General features: G+C 59.9%; 18 protein-coding genes. 8 read left to right on the top strand and 10 right to left on the bottom strand.

What is annotated here, in order from left to right; all coding sequences use genetic code 11:
• The first annotated feature begins 102 nt into the window (after positions 1-102).
• A complete protein-coding gene (gene azu / locus H8S56_RS11450; RefSeq protein ID WP_187518702.1) occupies positions 103-549 on the top strand; it encodes an azurin in 447 nt (148 codons plus the stop codon).
• 167 nt (positions 550-716) lie between these two features.
• Here azu and nadE read toward each other — a convergent pair whose 3' ends face one another.
• The 3 genes from nadE to H8S56_RS11435 form a co-directional block, all read right to left on the bottom strand.
• Entirely contained in the window at positions 717-1,544 is an 828-nt protein-coding gene (gene nadE / locus H8S56_RS11445) for an ammonia-dependent NAD(+) synthetase (RefSeq protein WP_187518701.1), read from the bottom strand.
• Positions 1,545-1,570: 26 nt separating this feature from the next.
• The gene (gene pncB / locus H8S56_RS11440) at positions 1,571-2,794 is read right to left on the bottom strand and encodes a nicotinate phosphoribosyltransferase (protein ID WP_024685199.1); all 1,224 of its coding nucleotides are present in this window, start codon (positions 2,792-2,794) and stop codon (positions 1,571-1,573) included.
• Between the two features lie 99 nt (positions 2,795-2,893).
• Positions 2,894-3,799, bottom strand: a complete 906-nt coding sequence (locus tag H8S56_RS11435; protein ID WP_024685198.1) for a LysR substrate-binding domain-containing protein — start codon at positions 3,797-3,799, stop codon at positions 2,894-2,896.
• Between the two features lie 498 nt (positions 3,800-4,297).
• Between H8S56_RS11435 and H8S56_RS11430 the strand changes: the two genes are divergently transcribed.
• The 6 genes from H8S56_RS11430 to H8S56_RS11405 all read left to right on the top strand — a co-directional run bounded on the left by H8S56_RS11430 (position 4,298) and on the right by H8S56_RS11405 (position 10,928).
• Entirely contained in the window at positions 4,298-5,434 is a 1,137-nt protein-coding gene (locus H8S56_RS11430) for a branched-chain amino acid ABC transporter substrate-binding protein (protein WP_024685197.1), read from the top strand.
• A 172-nt stretch (positions 5,435-5,606) separates the two neighbouring features.
• Entirely contained in the window at positions 5,607-6,521 is a 915-nt protein-coding gene (locus H8S56_RS11425) for an ABC transporter permease subunit (protein ID WP_004883614.1), read from the top strand.
• A 2-nt stretch (positions 6,522-6,523) separates the two neighbouring features.
• Positions 6,524-7,825, top strand: a complete 1,302-nt coding sequence (livM, locus tag H8S56_RS11420) for a high-affinity branched-chain amino acid ABC transporter permease LivM (protein ID WP_024685196.1) — start codon at positions 6,524-6,526, stop codon at positions 7,823-7,825.
• Positions 7,822-8,697: an ABC transporter ATP-binding protein gene (locus H8S56_RS11415; protein WP_024696327.1), complete on the top strand. Its 876-nt coding sequence runs from the start codon at positions 7,822-7,824 to the stop codon at positions 8,695-8,697. The genes livM and H8S56_RS11415 overlap by 4 nt, the downstream gene beginning before the upstream one ends.
• A complete protein-coding gene (locus tag H8S56_RS11410) occupies positions 8,694-9,410 on the top strand; it encodes an ABC transporter ATP-binding protein (RefSeq protein WP_024685194.1) in 717 nt (238 codons plus the stop codon). Before H8S56_RS11415 ends, H8S56_RS11410 begins: the two co-directional genes overlap by 4 nt.
• A gap of 753 nt (positions 9,411-10,163) precedes the next feature.
• Positions 10,164-10,928 (top strand): SDR family oxidoreductase, encoded by a 765-nt coding sequence (locus tag H8S56_RS11405; RefSeq protein ID WP_024685192.1) that lies wholly within the window; start codon positions 10,164-10,166, stop codon positions 10,926-10,928.
• Here the strand turns inward: H8S56_RS11405 and H8S56_RS11400 are convergent, their stop codons facing one another.
• The 7 genes from H8S56_RS11400 to H8S56_RS11370 form a co-directional block, all read right to left on the bottom strand.
• On the bottom strand, positions 10,929-12,107 hold the full coding sequence (locus H8S56_RS11400) for an AGE family epimerase/isomerase (protein ID WP_187518700.1): 1,179 nt from the start codon (positions 12,105-12,107) through the stop codon (positions 10,929-10,931).
• Between the two features lie 894 nt (positions 12,108-13,001).
• Positions 13,002-13,574: a HupE/UreJ family protein gene (locus H8S56_RS11395; RefSeq protein ID WP_024689420.1), complete on the bottom strand. Its 573-nt coding sequence runs from the start codon at positions 13,572-13,574 to the stop codon at positions 13,002-13,004.
• A gap of 22 nt (positions 13,575-13,596) precedes the next feature.
• Positions 13,597-14,214 (bottom strand): urease accessory protein UreG, encoded by a 618-nt coding sequence (gene ureG / locus H8S56_RS11390; RefSeq protein WP_003347890.1) that lies wholly within the window; start codon positions 14,212-14,214, stop codon positions 13,597-13,599.
• Between the two features lie 21 nt (positions 14,215-14,235).
• Positions 14,236-14,910, bottom strand: coding sequence for an urease accessory protein UreF (locus tag H8S56_RS11385; RefSeq protein WP_187518699.1), 675 nt, complete (start codon positions 14,908-14,910; stop codon positions 14,236-14,238).
• Positions 14,907-15,407 carry an urease accessory protein UreE gene (gene ureE, locus H8S56_RS11380; RefSeq protein ID WP_024689418.1) on the bottom strand — a complete coding sequence of 167 codons (501 nt, stop codon included), beginning with the start codon at positions 15,405-15,407 and terminating at the stop codon, positions 14,907-14,909. The genes H8S56_RS11385 and ureE overlap by 4 nt, the downstream gene beginning before the upstream one ends.
• Before the next feature lie 259 nt (positions 15,408-15,666).
• Entirely contained in the window at positions 15,667-16,299 is a 633-nt protein-coding gene (locus H8S56_RS11375; RefSeq protein WP_024689417.1) for a TetR family transcriptional regulator, read from the bottom strand.
• An 87-nt stretch (positions 16,300-16,386) separates the two neighbouring features.
• Complete coding sequence (locus tag H8S56_RS11370) at positions 16,387-16,524, bottom strand: hypothetical protein (RefSeq protein ID WP_159372164.1); 138 nt, start codon at positions 16,522-16,524, stop codon at positions 16,387-16,389.
• A 245-nt stretch (positions 16,525-16,769) separates the two neighbouring features.
• Here H8S56_RS11370 and H8S56_RS11365 point away from each other — a divergent pair, with 245 nt between their 5' ends.
• The gene (locus H8S56_RS11365) at positions 16,770-18,836 is read left to right on the top strand and encodes an AsmA family protein (RefSeq protein WP_187518698.1); all 2,067 of its coding nucleotides are present in this window, start codon (positions 16,770-16,772) and stop codon (positions 18,834-18,836) included.
• Positions 18,837-18,965: the final 129 nt, after the last annotated feature.

The raw sequence follows: 18,965 nt of genomic DNA, 5'->3' as shown, positions 1-18,965 counted from the left end.
TCACGCTATTGGAACCCTGCCGCTGTTCGACGCTCTGTTTTCAATCGTCTGTTTTTAAATCTAAAGCCACTTTAAATCTGAAGAACTGCCCTGGAGATTCAAATGATCCGCACGCTTGTAGCGATTTCTCTGTTGACGCTGGCCAGTGGTCAATTGCTGGCCGCCGAGTGCTCGACCACCATCGACTCGACTGACCAGATGATGTTTGACAAGAAAGCCATCGAAATCGACAAGAGCTGCAAGACCTTCACGGTCAACCTGACGCACTCCGGCAGCCTGCCGAAGAACGTCATGGGGCATAACTGGGTGTTGAGCAAGAAGTCCGATTCCCAAGGTATTTCCACTGACGGCATGAGCGTCGGTATCGACAAAGACTACCTCAAGGAAGGCGACCCACGCGTAATCGCCCACACCAGGCTTATAGGTGCCGGCGAGAAAGACGCAGTAACCTTCGACGTTTCGAAGCTTGATCCGGCCGAGAGCTATGAATTCTTCTGCACGTTCCCTGGGCACATCAGCATGATGAGAGGCAGCGTGACGCTGAAGTAACCCATCGACGGGTTCTCGGCGTCGCTCGGCCTCGCCGCCAGCCACAGAATGTGGGAGGCGGCTTGCCGGCGATGGCGTCACTTCAGTCGCTTACATGTCGTCTGAAAAAACGAATCGCCGGCAAGCCGACTCCCGCACTGCGTGCGACGCGCCGCTGTGGGACTGCCTTACGGTGCGTAAGGCAGTTCGCGCTTGTGCTGGGTCTTGGCGTAGGTGTCGCAGATGATCCTGAACGCCTCTTCACGCACCGGCTCGCCGTGCAGGAACGCATCGATCTCGGCGTAGGTCACGCCGTGGGACGCTTCGTCCGGTTTGCCGGGTGACAGGTCTTCAAGGTCCGCTGTCGGTACTTTTTCGACCAACGATTCCGGCGCGCCGAAGTGACGCGCGATGGCCCGCACCTGATTTTTCACCAGACCACTCAATGGCGCGAGGTCGCATGCGCCGTCGCCGAATTTCGTGAAAAAGCCCATCACTGCCTCGGCCGCGTGGTCAGTTCCGATCACCAGACCCTGATAGGCGCCGGCAATGGTGTACTGGGCGACCATGCGCATCCGCGCCTTGGTATTGCCGAGCACGAAGTCCACCGTGCTGGCGTGATGCCCTTCAAACGCCTTCACTTCGGCCGCGAGTGCCTTGACGCTGGTGCCGATGTTCACGGTGTGGCGCTCGTCCGGCTCAATGAAATCCACCGATGCCTGGGCTTCGTGCTCATCGGCCTGCACCACGTACGGCAGGCGCACGGCGATGAAACGATAGCCACTGTCGCCTGTGCTCTCGCGCAGTTCCTTGACTGCACGCTGAGCGAGCAGGCCAGCGGTCAGCGAATCGACACCGCCACTGATGCCCAGCACCAGCGACTTGAGACGGGCGTTTTGCAGGCATTGTTTGATGAAGTCGACGCGGCGGGCGACTTCGGCCTGCAGGGCGTTCTGGTCCGCGAAAGGTGGCTGGACCTTGAGCTGTTCAGCAATCTGGCGCTGTACGGCGTGCATGATTCACTCCTCTTGAGTAGTCATTTTCAAACGGGTTTATCAGAAGGCGGCAGATCCGGCACCTTGAACACATGCCGCAGGTAAGCAACGAAGTTCGGGTCCTTGCATTGTGCCTTACCGGGCTCATCGGAAATCTTTGCCACGGGCTGGCCGGCACAGGCGGTCATTTTCAGCACCATGTTCATCGGTGCGATGCCGGGGACGTCGGCCGTCAGGTTGGTGCCAATACCGAAACTGACATTGATGCGCCCGCGCAGTGCCCGGAAAATCTCCAGCGCCTTGGGCAGGTTCAGGCCGTCCGAGAACACCAGCGTCTTGCTCATCGGATCGATGCCCAGTTTGCGGTAGTGCAGGATGCATTTTTCGGCCCACTTCACCGGATCGCCCGAGTCGTGGCGTAAACCGTCGAACAACTTGGCAAAGTACAGATCGAAATCGGTCAGAAACGCATCTGTGGTGATGCAGTCGGTCAAGGCAATGCCCAGCAGCCCGCGGTATTCACGCACCCAGCAGTCGAGGGCGGCAATCTGGCTGTCGATCAGGCGCGGTCCCAGTTGCTGGTGGGCCATGATCCACTCGTGAGCCATGGTGCCCAGCGGTTTCAGGTCAAGCTGGCGCGCCAGGTGGACATTACTGGTCCCCACGAACTGACCGGGAAAATCATGCTTGAGCACGCCGAGGACTTCTTCCTGAACGCGATAGGAAAAGCGCCGGCGCGTGCCGAAGTCTGCGACCTTGAGTTCGGCCAGCTCGTCGGGCGTGGCGTGGGTGCTCAGCCACTCGAACTTGTCGTAAAGCCGCTCACGTGCCTGGCTGAGCAGGATTTTCGGGTAGCGATGGCGGTTGCGCACTTCGCTGACAATGGCCAGCAGCGGCACTTCGAACAGGATCACATGCAGCCATGGGCCATGCAGACGAATGCACAGCTCATCGTTTTCGATGCTGGTTTTGACGTAGCGGGTGTTGAAGCGAAACAGCCCCAGAAAGCGCAGGAAGTCGGGCTTCATGAACGTGATGCGTTCCAGAAAAGCCAGGTGTTCAGGGCTCAGCGACAGTTCGCACAGCAGCTCGATCTGCAGCCGGATTTCATCCAGATAAGGACGCAGGTCCTCGCCGTTGCGGCAGCGAAACTCCCACTCGACATCGACGTTGGGGTAATTGTGCAGGACGGCCTGCATCATGGTCAGCTTGTAAAAATCGGTATCGAGCAGACTTTGCACGATGCGATTGGAGAAGGCGCTCTCGCTCATTGTTTCGGGTCTCCAGAGCAGCCGGAAAACAGGGGGCTCGCGAGGTCCTGTCCTGTTGCCACGGACAGCTCACGGCCTGCTGGGTGGGCATTGTCGCCCTTAACTGACCGGTTGATCCAACTGTTCGAGCATCCATTGCAGGAACACCCGGATTTTGGGCACGTCAGCGGTGTGTTCCGGGTAGGACAGGTAATAGGCGCTGTTGGTGCTGGGCAATGCAAAATCCCAAGGGATCACCAGCTTGCCATCGGCCAGTTCTTCTTCCACCAGAAAGCGCGGCAGCAAGGCAACGCCGCAACCGACCTGTGCGGCGCGGATGCACATGTAGAAGGTTTCAAAGCGCGGGCCGTGATAGCTGTGGTCGGTGTGATAGCCCTGGCTTTCGAACCATTCATGCCAGGCCTGAGGGCGGAAGGCGTTCTGCAGCAGGACCAGTTCGCTCAGTTGCGTGGGGTCGGTGAAGGGCGCGTCGGGCAGGCAATCGGGCGAGCAGACCGGGATCAGTTCCTCGCCGAACAGCTTCACGCTTTCGGCACCGGGAATAGCAGCCTGGCCAAAGTAGAACGACACGTCGCAGCGGCCCTTGATCAGATCATCGGACTCCTGTTCGTTGAGCAGGTCCAGGTGAATGTGCGGGTGACGCAGGCGCCAGCCCTTGAGGCGCGGCACCAGCCAGCGTGCGCCGAACGTCGAGGGTGTCGAGACGCGCAGCACTTCGGTCTCGCCGCCGTAAGAGCGCAGAAAGTGGGTAGACATCTCGACCTGATTGAGGATCTTGCGCACTTCTGCCAGGTACAACGCACCCGCCGGGGTCAGTTGCAGGCGGCGGCGCACACGTTGAAACAGCAAGTGCTGCACCAGCTCTTCAAGCTGCGCCACCTGCTTGCTCACCGCGCTCTGGGTCAGGTTCAACTCCTCGGCCGCACGGGTGAAGCTCAAATGCCGGGTCACCGCCTCAAAGCATTGCAGCGCAGCGATCGATGGCAGATGACGTTTGTTGAGCATGGCGTGGCTTCTCTTCTACAGGGCGCGATGCGGGCATGAGCATCATGAATAATCGGAATGATATCTCGCCTAAAGGTCGTTTGTTGCCTTGCTGCAGGCCGGTTATTACTACGCGGACCCGCATCATCGCAGAGGAGGGCTGCGATGGGCTTGCAGGTGGGGCGGCATTTTTCGCCAGATCCACTAGCCTCAAATGGTGCGTCTCGTAGCGTTTGCGCACCGGGCGTGTGCACTTCGGTGACGTACGTTGTTACAGGCGGGTTGCACGTCAGTCAATGTCGCGGTTGCTGTTCCGTTTTGTCTTGGTTGCACTTTTTGATCGATGGTTGCACCTTTCGTGGTCCAGACGGTTGCACGGCGTGTGGGCAATGAGAACAGGTCATTGAATGACAAGCTAAACATGACATTTTCCGGAACAAAAAAAGTGATGGCACGCCCCTTGCTCTAACCAATGGCGTAGTCGCAGTGCCAATTAAAAAAAATCCAGGAGCACCACTCATGTCGCATACGTTTTACAGGAAAGGCTTTCTGACAATTGCAGTAGCAACTGCATTGGGCGTGTCTTCGTTGGCGCAGGCTGACGTGAAAATCGGCGTTGCGGGGCCAATGACTGGCGCTAACGCAGCGTTCGGTGAGCAGTACATGAAGGGTGCGCAGGCCGCTGCCGATGCCATTAACGCAGCGGGCGGCGTGAACGGGGAGAAGATTGTGCTGGTTGCCGGCGACGATGCCTGCGAGCCCAAGCAAGCGGTCGCAGTGGCTAACCGTCTGGCGGATCAGGACAAGGTCATTGGCGTCGTCGGGCACTTCTGCTCGTCTTCGACCATCCCGGCTTCGGAGATCTACAGTGACGCAGGCATCATTGCCATCACTCCTGGCTCGACCAACCCGCAGGTCACCGAGCGTGGCCTGAAAGAGATGTTCCGCATGTGTGGCCGTGATGACCAGCAAGGTATTGTGGCTGGCGACTACATCGTGGATGTCCTGAAAGGCAAGAAGATTGCGGTCATTCACGACAAGGACACTTATGGTCAGGGCCTGGCAGATGCCACCCAGACCCAGCTGAAAAAGCGCGGCGTGACGCCGGTGTTGTATGAAGGCCTGACCCGTGGCGAGAAAGACTTCAGCGCCCTGGTGACCAAGATCCGTTCGACCGGTGCCGATGTGGTCTACTTCGGCGGCCTGCACCCGGAAGCCGGTCCGCTGGTTCGCCAACTGCGCGAGCAAGGCCTCAAGGACGTCAGGTTCATGTCTGACGACGGCGTCGTGACCGACGAACTGGTGACCACCGCTGGCGGCCCTCAGTATGTGGATGGCGTGTACATGACCTTCGGTGCCGACCCGCGCATGCTGCCTGACAGCAAGGCGGTCGTGGAGCAGTTCCGCAAAGGCGGTACCGAGCCTGAAGGCTACACCCTGTACGCTTACGCCTCGATTCAGGCACTGGCCGCAGGCTTCAACGGCGCCAAGGTCAACAAGGGCGACAAAGCGGCCGAATGGCTCAAGGCACACCCGGTCAAGACCGTCATGGGCGAGAAGACCTGGGACAGCAAGGGCGACCTGAAAGTCTCCGACTACGTGGTTTACCAGTGGGATAAAGACGGTAAATACCACCAGCTTGAAAAACAGAAATAAAAACGTGCCTTCGTCAGCCGCGCTCGCTTGAGGTGAGCGCGAGCTGAAGGGTGGATGGGCTCGCCTATGAGCGAGCCTGCATTTTCTGTTGCTTTCGGACCTGTTCGCCGCGCCTCACGAGGGCTCGGCGGGCGGGATGCTGAGCTGCCTTTCAAGTGTGTGAGCGTGCGTGATGGACGGTATATTCCTGCAGCAAATGATCAACGGACTGACACTCGGGTCTGTCTACGGCCTTATCGCCATCGGCTACACGATGGTCTACGGCATCATCGGCATGATCAACTTCGCCCACGGCGACGTGTACATGATTTCCGCCTACCTGGCCGCGATCGGCCTGGCGGTACTGTCTTTCTTCGGACTGGAATCCTTTCCATTCCTGATTCTGGGAACGCTGATCTTCACCATCGTGGTGACGGGCGTTTACGGATTTGTGATCGAGCGCGTGGCCTACAAGCCGCTGCGCAACTCGACCCGACTGGCTCCACTGATCAGCGCCATTGGCATCTCGCTGATTCTGCAGAACTATGCGCAGATCAGTCAGGGGGCTCGCCAACAGGGCGTGCCCACGCTGCTTGAAGGTGCCTGGCGTTTCGAAATCGGCACCGGCTTCGTGCAGATCACCTACACCAAGATCTTCATCCTCATCGCCGCCTTCGTCGGCATGGGCGTGCTGACCTACATCATCAAGTACACCAAGCTGGGCCGCATGTGTCGTGCCACCCAGCAGGACCGCAAGATGGCGTCGATCCTGGGGATCAACACCGACCGGGTCATCTCCTACGTGTTCATCATCGGCGCAGCCATGGCGGCACTGGCGGGCGTGCTGATCACCATGAACTACGGCACCTTCGACTTCTACGCAGGCTTCGTCATCGGCATCAAGGCGTTCACCGCAGCGGTATTGGGCGGGATCGGTTCGTTGCCCGGCGCGATGCTCGGTGGCCTGATTCTGGGCGTTGCCGAGTCGCAGTTCTCCGGCCTGATCAACTCCGACTACAAAGACGTGTTCAGTTTCGGCCTGCTGGTATTGATCCTGATTTTCCGTCCCCAAGGCCTGCTGGGTCGCCCACTCGTGGCGAAGGTATAAGTATGTCCGCTCCTATCGCTAAACCTGTTGATATCAAGAAAAGTCTGATCGACGCTGTGGTGGCTGGTCTGCTGGCGCTGATCGTGTTCGGCCCGATTGTGGGCATTGTGCTCGACGGCTACAGCTTCAACCTGCAGCCGACCCGAGTGGCGTGGCTGGTGGCGGTGGTCATGGCCGGGCGCTTCCTGATGAGCCTGTTTCTGCAGACACCCAAAGGCGTACGCATTTCCCAGAGCTTCGAGAGTTCAGGCTCGGGTGTGCACGTGCTCAAGCCGGATCACAAGTCGAGCCTGTACTGGATCATCCCGGCGCTGATCGTGATCGCCATCGTGTTCCCGATCTTCGCCAACAAGTACCTGCTGACCGTGGTCATTCTCGGGCTGATCTATGTGCTGCTGGGGCTGGGCCTGAACATCGTGGTCGGTCTGGCCGGGCTGCTCGACCTTGGCTACGTGGCGTTCTACGCCATCGGCGCTTACGGTCTGGCGCTGGGGTATCAGTACCTCGGGCTGGGCTTCTGGTCGGCGCTGCCACTGGCGGCGATTGCTGCGGCGTTGGCAGGCTGCATTCTGGGCTTTCCGGTGCTGCGCATGCATGGCGACTATCTGGCCATCGTGACCCTGGGCTTCGGCGAAATCATTCGTCTGGTGCTCAACAACTGGCTGTCGTTCACCGGCGGTCCGAATGGTGTGCCGGTGCCTTCACCCACTTTCTTCGGCCTGGAGTTCGGGCGTCGTGCGAAAGACGGCGGGATTCCGATCCACGAATACTTCGGCTTCGATTACAACCCGGACCTCAAATTCCTGTTCATCTACACCGTGCTGTTCCTCGTGGTGCTGGCCGTGCTGTTCGTCAAGCATCGCCTGACCCGCATGCCGATCGGCCGTGCGTGGGAAGCCCTGCGTGAAGACGAGATCGCCTGCCGCTCGATGGGCCTCAACCACGTGCTGGTCAAGCTGTCGGCGTTCACCATCGGTGCATCGACGGCGGGTCTTGCCGGTGTGTTCTTTGCCAGCTATCAGGGCTTCGTCAACCCGACCTCGTTCACCTTCTTCGAGTCGGCGCTGATTCTCGCCATCGTGGTGCTCGGCGGCATGGGATCGACGGTCGGTGTGGTGATCGCAGCCTTCGTGCTGACGGTCGCGCCCGAGCTGCTGCGCAGCTTCTCCGAGTACCGCGTGTTGCTGTTCGGCATTCTGATGGTGTTGATGATGATCTGGCGGCCACGTGGCCTGATCCGTATCAGCCGTACCGGTGTGGTTCCGCGCAAGGGTGCGCTGGTTAAAGAAGGAGCCGCGCAATGAGCAACGAAGTGATTCTTTCTGTCGAGCACCTGATGATGCATTTCGGCGGCATCAAGGCCTTGAGCGACGTGAGCCTCAAAGTTCGCCGCAACTCGATCTTCGCCCTGATCGGCCCCAACGGCGCAGGCAAAACCACGGTGTTCAACTGCCTGACCGGCTTCTACAAGGCTACGGGCGGACGCATCGAGCTGCATACGCGTGACAAGACCACCAACGTGATCAAACTGCTGGGCGAGCCGTTCAAAGGCACCGATTTCGTGTCGCCGAAAAGCTTCCTGAACCGCGTGTATTACAAGATGTTCGGCGGCACCCACCTGGTCAACCGGGCAGGACTGGCGCGCACATTCCAGAACATTCGCCTGTTCAAGGAAATGTCGGTGGTCGAGAACCTGCTGGTTGCCCAGCACATGTGGGTCAATCGCAGCCTGATCAGCGGGATCCTCAACACCCGCGGTTATCGCAAGGCCGAGGAAGATGCGCTCAACACTGCGTTCTACTGGCTGGAAGTGGTGGACCTGGTGGACTGTGCCAACCGTCTGGCCGGTGAACTGTCCTACGGGCAGCAGCGCCGTCTGGAGATCGCTCGCGCCATGTGTACGCGTCCACAGGTGATTTGCCTGGACGAGCCTGCTGCAGGTCTCAATCCTCAGGAAACCGAAGCCCTGAGCGGCATGATCCGCCTGCTGCGTGACGAGCACGACATGACCATTGTGCTGATCGAGCACGACATGGGCATGGTGATGGGGATATCCGACGACATTGTGGTACTCGACCACGGCAACGTGATTGCCGCAGGCGGGCCGGAGCAGATCCGCAACGATCCGAAAGTGATCGCGGCGTACCTGGGCGCTGATGAAGAGGAGTTGGTATGAGCAAGCCGATCCTCGAACTGAAAGAGATCGATGTGTTTTACGGGCCGATCCAGGCCCTCAAAAAAGTGTCGATGCACATCGACGAAGGCGAGACGGTGAGCCTGATCGGCTCCAACGGCGCGGGCAAGTCCACGCTGCTGATGTCGATCTTCGGCCAGCCACGTGCGGCCAGCGGGCAGATCATCTATCAGGGCACCGACATCACTCAGAAGTCGTCGCACTACATCGCTTCCAACGGCATCGCACAATCGCCGGAAGGGCGGCGGGTGTTTCCCGACATGTCGGTTGAGGAAAACCTGATGATGGGTACCATCCCGATTGGCGACAAGCACTCGGCCGAAGACATGCAACGCATGTTCGAGCTGTTTCCGCGCCTCAAGGAGCGTCGCAACCAGCGCGCCATGACCATGTCCGGCGGCGAGCAGCAAATGCTGGCCATCGCCCGTGCGCTGATGAGCCGCCCGAAACTGCTGCTGCTCGACGAGCCGAGCCTGGGCCTGGCGCCGATCATCGTCAAACAGATCTTCGCCACCCTGCGTGAGCTGGCGGCGAGCGGGATGACCATCTTTCTGGTCGAGCAGAACGCCAACCACGCCCTCAAACTGTCCGACCGCGCTTACGTGATGGTCAACGGCGAGATCCGCCTGTCCGGCACCGGCCAGGAATTGCTGGTCAATGAAGAGGTCAGGAACGCCTATCTGGGCGGGCACTGATTTCGCCGCAACGCTTGCTGTTTCAACCGTGCGCCTCGGGTGTTTTACATCCGGGGCGTCGTTTTTGAGAATTGTGGAAAACAATTTTGAAAGGTCTCCAGACTGCGACATAAAACCGCTGCAAAGGGTTGTTTTGTCACGGTTTCGACTTGTTCAGGTTTACTGTGGAACCGGCTGTTAATAACTTGGGTGTATTTGGCTGCAGGCCTTTATTCATAAGGCGTGTAGGATTGTGGTCAACATTTGATCAGTCGATTTCAGGCGTTCGTTGACGCTGTTTGTCAACCGTCTTGAGACTGGTTGTTCATACAGCTTGGCGACGGCGATAGCCTGTGGATAAGTCTGTGGGCAAGCGTTGGAAATAGTGAGGAAAGCGGCATACTGGCTGGGCTGCAGGTCATCCCGTAGCATTTGTGTGGCAGCCCCTCTTTTGCTGTGCGAGGCAAAGTCAAGGTAAAAACTTTGCAGGGAGCGCTGCAGGCCGCGGTTTGCGCGCCCTGTGGCGTTTAAGAGTTGCCCCCGGATTTTGTGGGTCTGACTGTGGATAACATGGGCAAAACTGCCTGTGAGCCTTGTTCTGCAAGGCTTTGGTTGCGTTGGTCGTTTTTTGTACAGTTGACTGTGCGTGCCGGTGCGATTTATCCCCATGCTTGATCCAGAGCGTTCGCGAAGGGCATTCTTCTTTTTTGGGTTTATTTATTAACAGGTTGCGCCGCTTTTTTACGACAGGCTGCGCCACGTCAGGAGAACGAGATGACTTCCACCGTATTCATTACAGGCGCCACGTCCGGGTTTGGCGAGGCCTGCGCGCGCCGCTTCGCCGAAGCAGGGTGGTCGCTGGTGCTGACCGGTCGCCGCAAGGATCGCCTGGATACGCTGAGCGCCGAGTTGTCGAAGCAGACCAGGGTTCACACGCTGGTACTGGACGTACGTGACCGTGCAGCCATGGAAAGCGCCATCGCGGAGCTGCCGGAAGAATTCGCCACGATTCAGGGCCTGATCAACAACGCAGGTCTGGCGCTGGGCATCGATCCGGCACCCAAGTGCGATCTGGACGATTGGGACACCATGATCGACACCAACATCAAAGGTCTGGTCTACAGCACACGCCTGCTGCTGCCACGCCTGATCGCCCACGGTCGTGGCGCGAGCATTGTCAATCTTGGGTCGGTGGCGGGTAACTATCCGTATCCGGGCGGCAACGTATACGGCGGCACCAAAGCGTTTGTCGGGCAGTTCTCGCTCAACCTGCGCAACGACCTGATCGGCACCGGCGTGCGCGTGACCAATCTAGAGCCAGGCCTGTGCGAAAGCGAGTTCTCGCTGGTGCGTTTCGGTGGCGATCAGGCCAAGTACGATGCGACCTATGCCGGGGCTGAGCCGATTCAGCCTCAGGACATCGCCGATACGATCTTCTGGATCATGAACACCCCGGCCCACGTCAACATCAATAGCCTGGAACTGATGCCCGTCAGCCAGACCTGGGCAGGGTTTGCGATCGATCGTAATCGCGGCTGATCAGTCTCTTTCGGGCGTGGGCGGCGGGAAGGCCGTGACGAAGCGGTTTTCCAGATAGTCCGCCAGCCCGATGTAGCAGGTTGCCAGATGGTAAGGCGTGGTCGAGGGCATGTCGCTGCGGCTGACCGTGCCATCGGGGTCGACGCACTCGTTCCAGCCTGTCGCACGCAGGAAGCGCTGCTCGAAGTCGAGCAACTGTCGGGTCAGCGCTGACTCGCATTCGGGACGCAACGCCATCGCACGCAAGTATTCGGCCTGCGCCCAGATGCGTTGGGTGCTGTCTTGCACCTTGCCATCCAGCGTCAGGGTTGCCGTCACAGCACCGTTCTGTGGATCGACGCCCTGCGCCTGTGCATAGGCGAAGGCGCGCGTCATGGCGGCATGCAGGGGCCTGCCGCGCATCTCGGGGGAAGACTCCAGCAGAAAAAACCATTCGAATTGATGGCCCGGCTCGTACCAGTTATCCACAGCCCCCAGCGGTTTCTCCAGCATGACCCCCGTCGTTTTATCCACAAAACGCTGCTGCATGTTGACGGCCAGCGCGTCCATTGCCGATTGGGTCTGCGGGTCGGCACGTACCGACAGCGTCGCCAGAAAGGCTTCGGCCAGATGCATCAGAGGGTTCTGCAAAGGCCCCGTGCCCAGTGTTGACCAGTCCTCGTTCAATTGTGCTTCGTACAGGCCCGCCTCATCGGCGAAGCGCTCGGCGACGACGTTGAGTGCTGCGTTGAGTACCGACTCCGCGAGCGGATCCCGGGCTTTGGCCCAGTAATGCGCACAGGCGAAGATGATGAAGGCGTGGGTGTAGAGGTCCTTGCGACGATCCAGCGGATTGCCCTGTGGGTCGATGCTGTAAAACCAGCCGCCATGTTCGCCATCGTGAAAGTGCTGCTGCAACGAGCGAAACAGCGCCCCGGCACGCACAGGGGCATCGGGTACGTCGGGATGGCCAATCAGGCTGGAAAACAGGAACAGCTGCCGCGCACACGCCATGGCCCGATAGCGTTGCGGTGGCAGCGGTTGATGATTCGCGTCGAGGGCTTCGTACGGCAACGCCAGTTGCGCATTCCAGCCGGGGCCTTGCCAGAGCGGCACGATGACCTGCAGGAAATGCGCCTGCAAGGCAGCGAAGACCGAGGTCATCTCAGGCGTGGGGGCGGAACTGGAAGCGTGTGGCATCGGGGTCGTCGCAGCTGAATCGGGATGCGCGACATGTTAGCAGGATTGCCGCGCAAGTCTCGATGGGCCTTTTGATCGCCCGTTACATCGCGCTCATGGTTATCCACACGTGTTTCTGGATGACTGCAAACCCTGTGGGATGCGACTTGCCGTCTATTCGTTTTTTCAGCCGGCCCATCACCACCAGGCCTGACGCCATCGCCGGCAAGCCGCCTCCCACGAAAGCACGGTGTTTCTCCAGGGCATTTCGTTGTGTCAGCTGAGCCTGAAGCGGCACGATCCCACAGCCGCCAACGGATCGTGGGAGGCAGCTTGCTGGCGATGGCGTTGTACCCGTCGCCAAAGAGCTGCCTGACAAACCGCATCGCCGGCAAGCCGCCTTCCACGAAAGCACGGTGTTTCTCCAGGGCATTTCGTTGTGTCAGCTGAGCCTGAAACGGCGCGATCTCACAGCCGCCAACGGATCGTGGGAGGCAGCTTGCTGGCGATGGCGTTGTACCCGTCGCCAAAGAGTTGCCTGACAAACCGCATCGCCGGCAAGCCGCCTTCCACGGAGGCACAGTGTTTCTCCGGTGCTCTCGTTGTGTCAGCTGAGCCTGAAACGGCGCGATCTCACAGCCGCCGACGGATCGTGGGAGGCAGCTTGCTGGCGATTACGTTGTACCTGTCGCCAAAGAGCTGCCTGACAAATCGCATCGTCAGCAAGCCGCCTTCCACGAAAGCACGGTGTTTCTCCAGGGCATTTCGTTGTGTCAGCTGAGCCTGAAACGGCACGATCTCACAGCCGCCGACGTATCGTGGGAGGCAGCTTGCTGGCGATGGCGTTGTACCCGTCGCCAAAGCGTTGCCTGACAAACCGCATCGCCAGCAAGCCGCCTCCCACGGCATGTCTATTCAGCCTGCCAACAACCAGACACCTGTCGCGGCAGACGCGGCACCGGCCAGGCGCACCAGCGGTGCTGCGGCGCGCGGCAGGACGCGAACGACGGCGTAACCCGCGGCATGCAGTGCGGCAGTAGCGGCAACGAAGCCTGCGGCGTAGGCCCACGGGCTGGACATGTCCGGCAGCTCAAGGCCGTGTGCGACGCCGTGGAACAGCGCGAACAGCGCAGTTGCTGCAACCGCCAGCGGCAGAGGCGGACGAACAGCCAGTGCGACGGCCAGGCCCAGCGCCAGCACCGACGCTGCAATACCGCTCTCCAGCGCAGGCAGGTTCAAACCTTCGAAGCCCAATACGCCGCCGATCAGCATGGTGCCGACGAACGTGCAGGGCAGTGCCCAGCGTGCTGTGCCTTGTTGTTGTGCTGCCCACAGACCGACCGCCAGCATCGCCAGCAAGTGATCAAGACCGCCCAGCGGGTGGCTGATACCGGCGATCAAACCGTTATCACCATGGCCAGGGTGCGCCATGGCCAGGGTCGGCACCAGCAGCAGGGCGAGAGCGCCGAGGACTTTTTGGGTGTTCATCGAGAGTTTCCTTGTCGTGGGATCAGGCGGCCGCGTTCAGCAGGCCCTGGCGTTCAATGAAGGCAATGATCTGTTCCAGACCCTGGCCGGTTTTCTGGTTGCTGAAGACGAACGGTTTTTCACCGCGCATCCGGCGGGTGTCGCTGTCCATCATCTCCAGCGAGGCACCTACCAATGGCGCAAGGTCGATCTTGTTGATGACCAGCAGATCCGATTTACAAATGCCCGGGCCGCCTTTGCGTGGCAGCTTGTCGCCTGCCGAGACGTCGATGACATAGATGGTCAGGTCGGACAGCTCCGGGCTGAACGTCGCGGACAGGTTGTCGCCACCCGATTCGACGATGATCAGGTCCAGACCCTCGAAGCGACGATTAAGCTGGTCGACGGCCTCCAGATTGATCGACGCGTCCTCACGAATCGCCGTGTGCGGGCAGCCGCCGGTTTCTACGCCGATGATGCGCTCGGGCGCCAGTGCTTCGTTGCGCACCAGAAAGTCGGCGTCTTCGCGGGTGTAGATATCGTTGGTCACGACCGCCAGGTTGTAGCGATCACGCAGTGCCAGGCAGAGCGCGAGTGTCAGTGCGGTCTTGCCCGACCCGACCGGGCCACCGATGCCGACGCGCAGGGGTTGGCTGTTCATTGAGTTCTCCATGGATGCATATCAGGACCGGAATAACCGGCTGTATTGACGTTCGTGGGCCATGCTCGCCAGTGACAGACCGAAGGCCGCACTGCCGCATTGGTGGATATCGTGTGTGCCAGCGTTGGCCTGCGCCTGCTGCAACAGCGGCAGCAGTTCGCTGGTCAGGCGCTGGGCGGCCTGCTGGCCGAGCGGCAGGGTCTTCATCAGCACCGCCAACTGGTTTTCCAGCCAGCTCCAGAGCCAGGCAGCCAGTGCATCCTGCGGGCTGATCTGCCAGGCGCGGGCAGCCAGCGCCCAGCCGAGTGCCAGGTGTGGCTCGGTCGTCTGTTCCAGAAAGCGTCGCGCATCGCGGTCCAGTTCCGGCAGGCCGTTGAGCAACTGTTGCAGGGAATAGCCCATCTGCCTGCTTTCCAGATGCAGCTCGCGGGTTTCCCGGCTGGCGCGATGTTGCTCGCTGACTTGCAGCAGTTGTCCCCAGTCTTCATCGGCCGCGGCCTGGCAGTGAGCCAGCAGCAACGGGGCTTCGAAGCGCGCAAGGTTGAGCAGCAATTGATCACCGATCCAGCGAGCCGCGGTTTGCGGGTTGGTCACGATCGCGTGTTCCACCGCCATCTCCAGCCCTTGCGAATAGCTGTAGCCACCAATCGGTAGCTGCGGACTGGCCAGGCGCAGAAGCGCCCAGGCGCTGTTCACGTGCGCACACCGAACTGGTGCAGGCGAGGCGGGTAGTTGAAATCCTCTTCTCCTGCACGTGAATGATGATGGCCTCCGCCATAAGCACCATGCTCCGGCTGGAACGGGGCTTCGATGGTTTCAGTGGTAGCGCCCAGTTGATCGAGCATCGCCTTGAGCACGTAGTCGTCGAGCAATCGCAGCCAGCCGTCTCCGACTTGCAGGGCCACGTGACGATTACCCAGGTGGTAGGCCGCGCGGGTCAGTTCGAAAGTGCTGCTGCAGGTGACATGCATCAGCTTTTCCGGGCGAGCGCAGACCCGCACGATACGGCCATCCTCGGCCTGCAGAAACTCGCCATCACGTAGCGGCGGTTGCCCGCGTTGCAGAAACAGGCCCACATCCTCGTTTTCTGCACTGAAGCAGCGCAGGCGGCTCTTGCTGCGCGCCTCGAAGTTCAAATGCAGTTCGGCGGCCCATTCGGCCTGGGGTTCGATTCGGTTGTGAATCACCAGCATCAGATAGCTTCCAGCCAATTGCGATGCCTCAAAGCAGAGCAAGGGGCTTGCCAACAGTGCAGAACGAGGGAAAAGACGGACGGGGCGGGGTTATTTATTATAAGTCGTGCGCATTTTTGGTGCGCAATGGACAGACTGCCCCAGCGTGGGGCGAGTTTGGGTTTGCGGGAATCGCGCCCGCTCTAAAGGCTTGTCGGAATCTGTGCACAATGATGAGCACGCAGTGCAGGAGCGATCAGAACAATCTGGTTTTGAGTGATCAGTCGTGACTGCCCAGACCACGCCAATGCCTTGCGCCGATGAAGATAAAGCGCAATTGCTGGGTGATCTTGGCTTGGGGCGTGAGGTGCGGCGCGAGCGAGGCGGGAGGCGGGTCAATCAGTTCGGGCAGCATGGCGAACACGCTCTTGACCACAAGGTCGGCGATGATCGACAGCGAGTCAGCGCTCAAATGCTGCCACTTGGGCATCTTCGCGAGGTCGGCCGTCAGGTCGGCGCTGATGCCTTCGCGCAGCGCGCCCAATGCCTGACGCACCTTCAGCGAGCCGCCGTATTGTTCGCGAGCCAGAAACAGGAACTGCGAGCGATTGGCGGCCACGCGCTCGAGAAATATCTGCACCGAAGCGCGAATCAGACCGCCCATGGCAAATTCGTTATGCCGAACCAGCCGGATGGTTTCCCGGAAGGTCTGGCCCACTTCGCTGACCAGCACCAGACCGAGCTGGTCCATGTCTTCGAAGTGGCGATAGAAGCCGGTCGGCACAATGCCCGCCGTGCGTGCCACTTCGCGCAGGCTCAGGCTGCCGAAACCGCGTCCGCTTTCCATCAAGTGGTGGGCGGCGTCCAGCAAGGCTCTTCGGGTCTGTTGTTTTTGTTCGGCGCGGGGCAGCATGGCTCAAACGATTCTGGAGATAGACTGCGTCGCACTTTAACAAATGCGCTTTGCCTGCGTCGAAAGGCTTTTCGGCGTTTGGCGTGATCAGACTCTTTGATACTGCTGAACCAGGCGATCAGGGCCGTTCTCGGCAATGCGCAGTTCGCGCTCGGATGCCGAAGCGGCGTAGGCATTGGCGGCGAAGACGGACAGAAACAGGCTCAGTAACAGGTGGGGTTTCATGGTTGTGCTCCTCGAAAGAGCGGACGATGGGTACAGGCGTGCACTATGACGCCGGTCCCGTCGAGACAGAAGTTCATAAAGTTGATGGTGGGAATCAACCAAAATGATTCCGTCGCTGTCGCTGCGCCGCAAGGTTTGCAGCTTATTTGCCCATCTCGATCAAACCCTCGACGCTTTTGTCAGTCGAACGGGCATGTCGTACTCAGTGTTCCAAGGCAGGGGCACTGTTTTCTGGAGAGTCATGCATGACGCGCAGCCGTAGGATTTTCGCGTGGACAGGCGCCACTTTGCTGGTGGTGCTGGCCGTGTTGGTCATTGTGATTGTCACTTTCGACTGGAATCGCATCAAACCCACCCTCAATGAAAAGGTCAGCGAAGCGCTGCATCGCCCGTTCGCCATCAATGGCAATCTGGACGTGCGCTGGTCGCGTGAGCCTGAGTTGGGCGGCTGGCGCGCCTGGGTGCCCTCGCCGCATTTTGTGGCTGAAGACCTGACGCTGGGCAACCCCGAGTGGTCGAAACAGCCGCAGATGGTCACGCTCAAGCAAGTGGAATTTCGGCTGTCGCTGCTGCCGTTGCTGGCCCAACACGTGGTGATTCCGCGTATTGATCTGACCGGGCCTGAAGCCAAGCTGGAACGGCTGGCTGATGGGCGTGCCAACTGGGTGTTCGATTTGCCCAAGTCCGACCCCAATGCCGAGCCTACGAAGTGGGAAGTGGACATTGGTGCGATCAAGTTCGACAAAGGACTGGTCAGCTTCAATGATCAGACCCTGAACACGCAGCTGGATGTGGTGATCGAGATGCTCGGCAAGCCTATCCCGTTCGGCGAAATCGTCGGCAGCAAGGAAGCGAAAAAGGCCCAGGACAAGGGTGTGGTGCCGCAGGATTACGCGTTCGGGCTGGCCGTCAAAGGTCAGTATCACGGTCAGAAGCTCAACGGCACAGGCAAGATCGGTGGCTTGCTGGCATTGAAAGATGCCAATCAGCCGTTCCCGGTGCAGGCTGATGTAAAGGTCGGCGACACCCATGGCGTGATCGCCGGGACGGTCACGGATCCTCAGAATCTGGGTGCGCTTGATCTGCGTTTGAAGCTGTCTGGTGCCAGCCTGAGCAATCTCTACCCGCTGACCGGCGTCACGCTGCCTGATTCGCCTGCGTATTCAACGGACGGTCGGCTGATCGCCAAGCTGCATGACCCGGACGGCGCTCGTTTCAGCTACGAAAAATTCAACGGCAAGATCGGCAACAGCGACATTCACGGCGATCTGGGCTTCGTTGCCAGCCAGCCACGGCCCAAGCTCACCGGCGTGCTGGTGTCAGACCAGTTGCTGTTCAGTGATCTGGCGCCGCTGATCGGTGCCGACTCCAATGCTGCGCAGAAAAAGCGTGGCGGCGAGAGCAAGCAGCCTGCCGGCAAAGTGCTGCCGGTCGAGGAGTTCCAGACTGATCGCTGGCGTGCGATGGATGCCGACGTCGAGTTTACCGGCAAGCGTATTGTTCAAAGCCCGGATCTGCCATTCACCGACCTTTATACGCATCTGATCCTCAATGACGGCCAGCTTAGCCTTGAGCCCCTGCGTTTTGGTGTGGCGGGCGGCAAGCTGGATGCGGACATTCGTCTCGATGGTCGCGACAGGCCGCTGCAAGGTCGTGCGAAGGTGTCGGCGCGCAATTTCAAGCTCAAGCAACTGTTCCCGACGTTCGAGCCGATGAAGACCAGTTTCGGTGAGCTCAATGGTGATGCCGACATCAGCGGGCGGGGCAACTCGATTGCTGCGCTGCTGGGCACGGCCAATGGCGAGCTGAAAATGCTGGTCAACGACGGCGCGATCAGCCGTGGCCTGATGGAAATCGCAGGGCTCAATGTGGGCAACTACGTGGTCGGCAAACTGTTCGGCGACAAGGACGTGAAAATCAACTGTGCGGCGTCCGACTTCGGCATCAAGGACGGACTGGCCACCAGTCGCTTGTTCGTGTTCGACACCGAGAATGCGATCATCTATATCAGCGGCACGGCGAACATGAAGACCGAGCAATTGGACTTGCAGATCAACCCGGAGTCCAAAGGGTTTCGCGTGTTCTCGCTGCGCTCGCCTTTGTACGTCAACGGCCCGTTTGCCAAGCCCAATGCGGGCGTGCAATCCGGTCCGCTGTTGCTGCGCGGTGCGGGGATGATTCTGCTGGGCGCAACCGTCGGGCCTGCGGCAGGGCTGCTGGCGCTGGTCGCAACCGGTGACAGCGAGCCCAACCAGTGCGGGCCGCTGCTGGAGCAGATGCGCTCAGGCAAGGCGCCCAAGACCGTGAAATAAGCGCCTGGCATCCAACTGTGGCACAGCGGGGTCTCCCAGCCGCCAACAAGAGGTCGCCAGACACATCGCATCGCCGGCAAGCCGCCTCCCACAAGAAAGTAGCGTTTATCCAGGCGGCACAAAAAAGCC

Origin of the sequence: Pseudomonas triticifolii (genome assembly GCF_014358015.1) — a bacterium.
Classification (GTDB): Bacteria; Pseudomonadota; Gammaproteobacteria; order Pseudomonadales; family Pseudomonadaceae; genus Aquipseudomonas; species Aquipseudomonas triticifolii.
The sequence above is the reverse complement of the archived record's forward strand: the minus strand, read 5'-3'. Positions and strand labels throughout refer to the sequence as shown.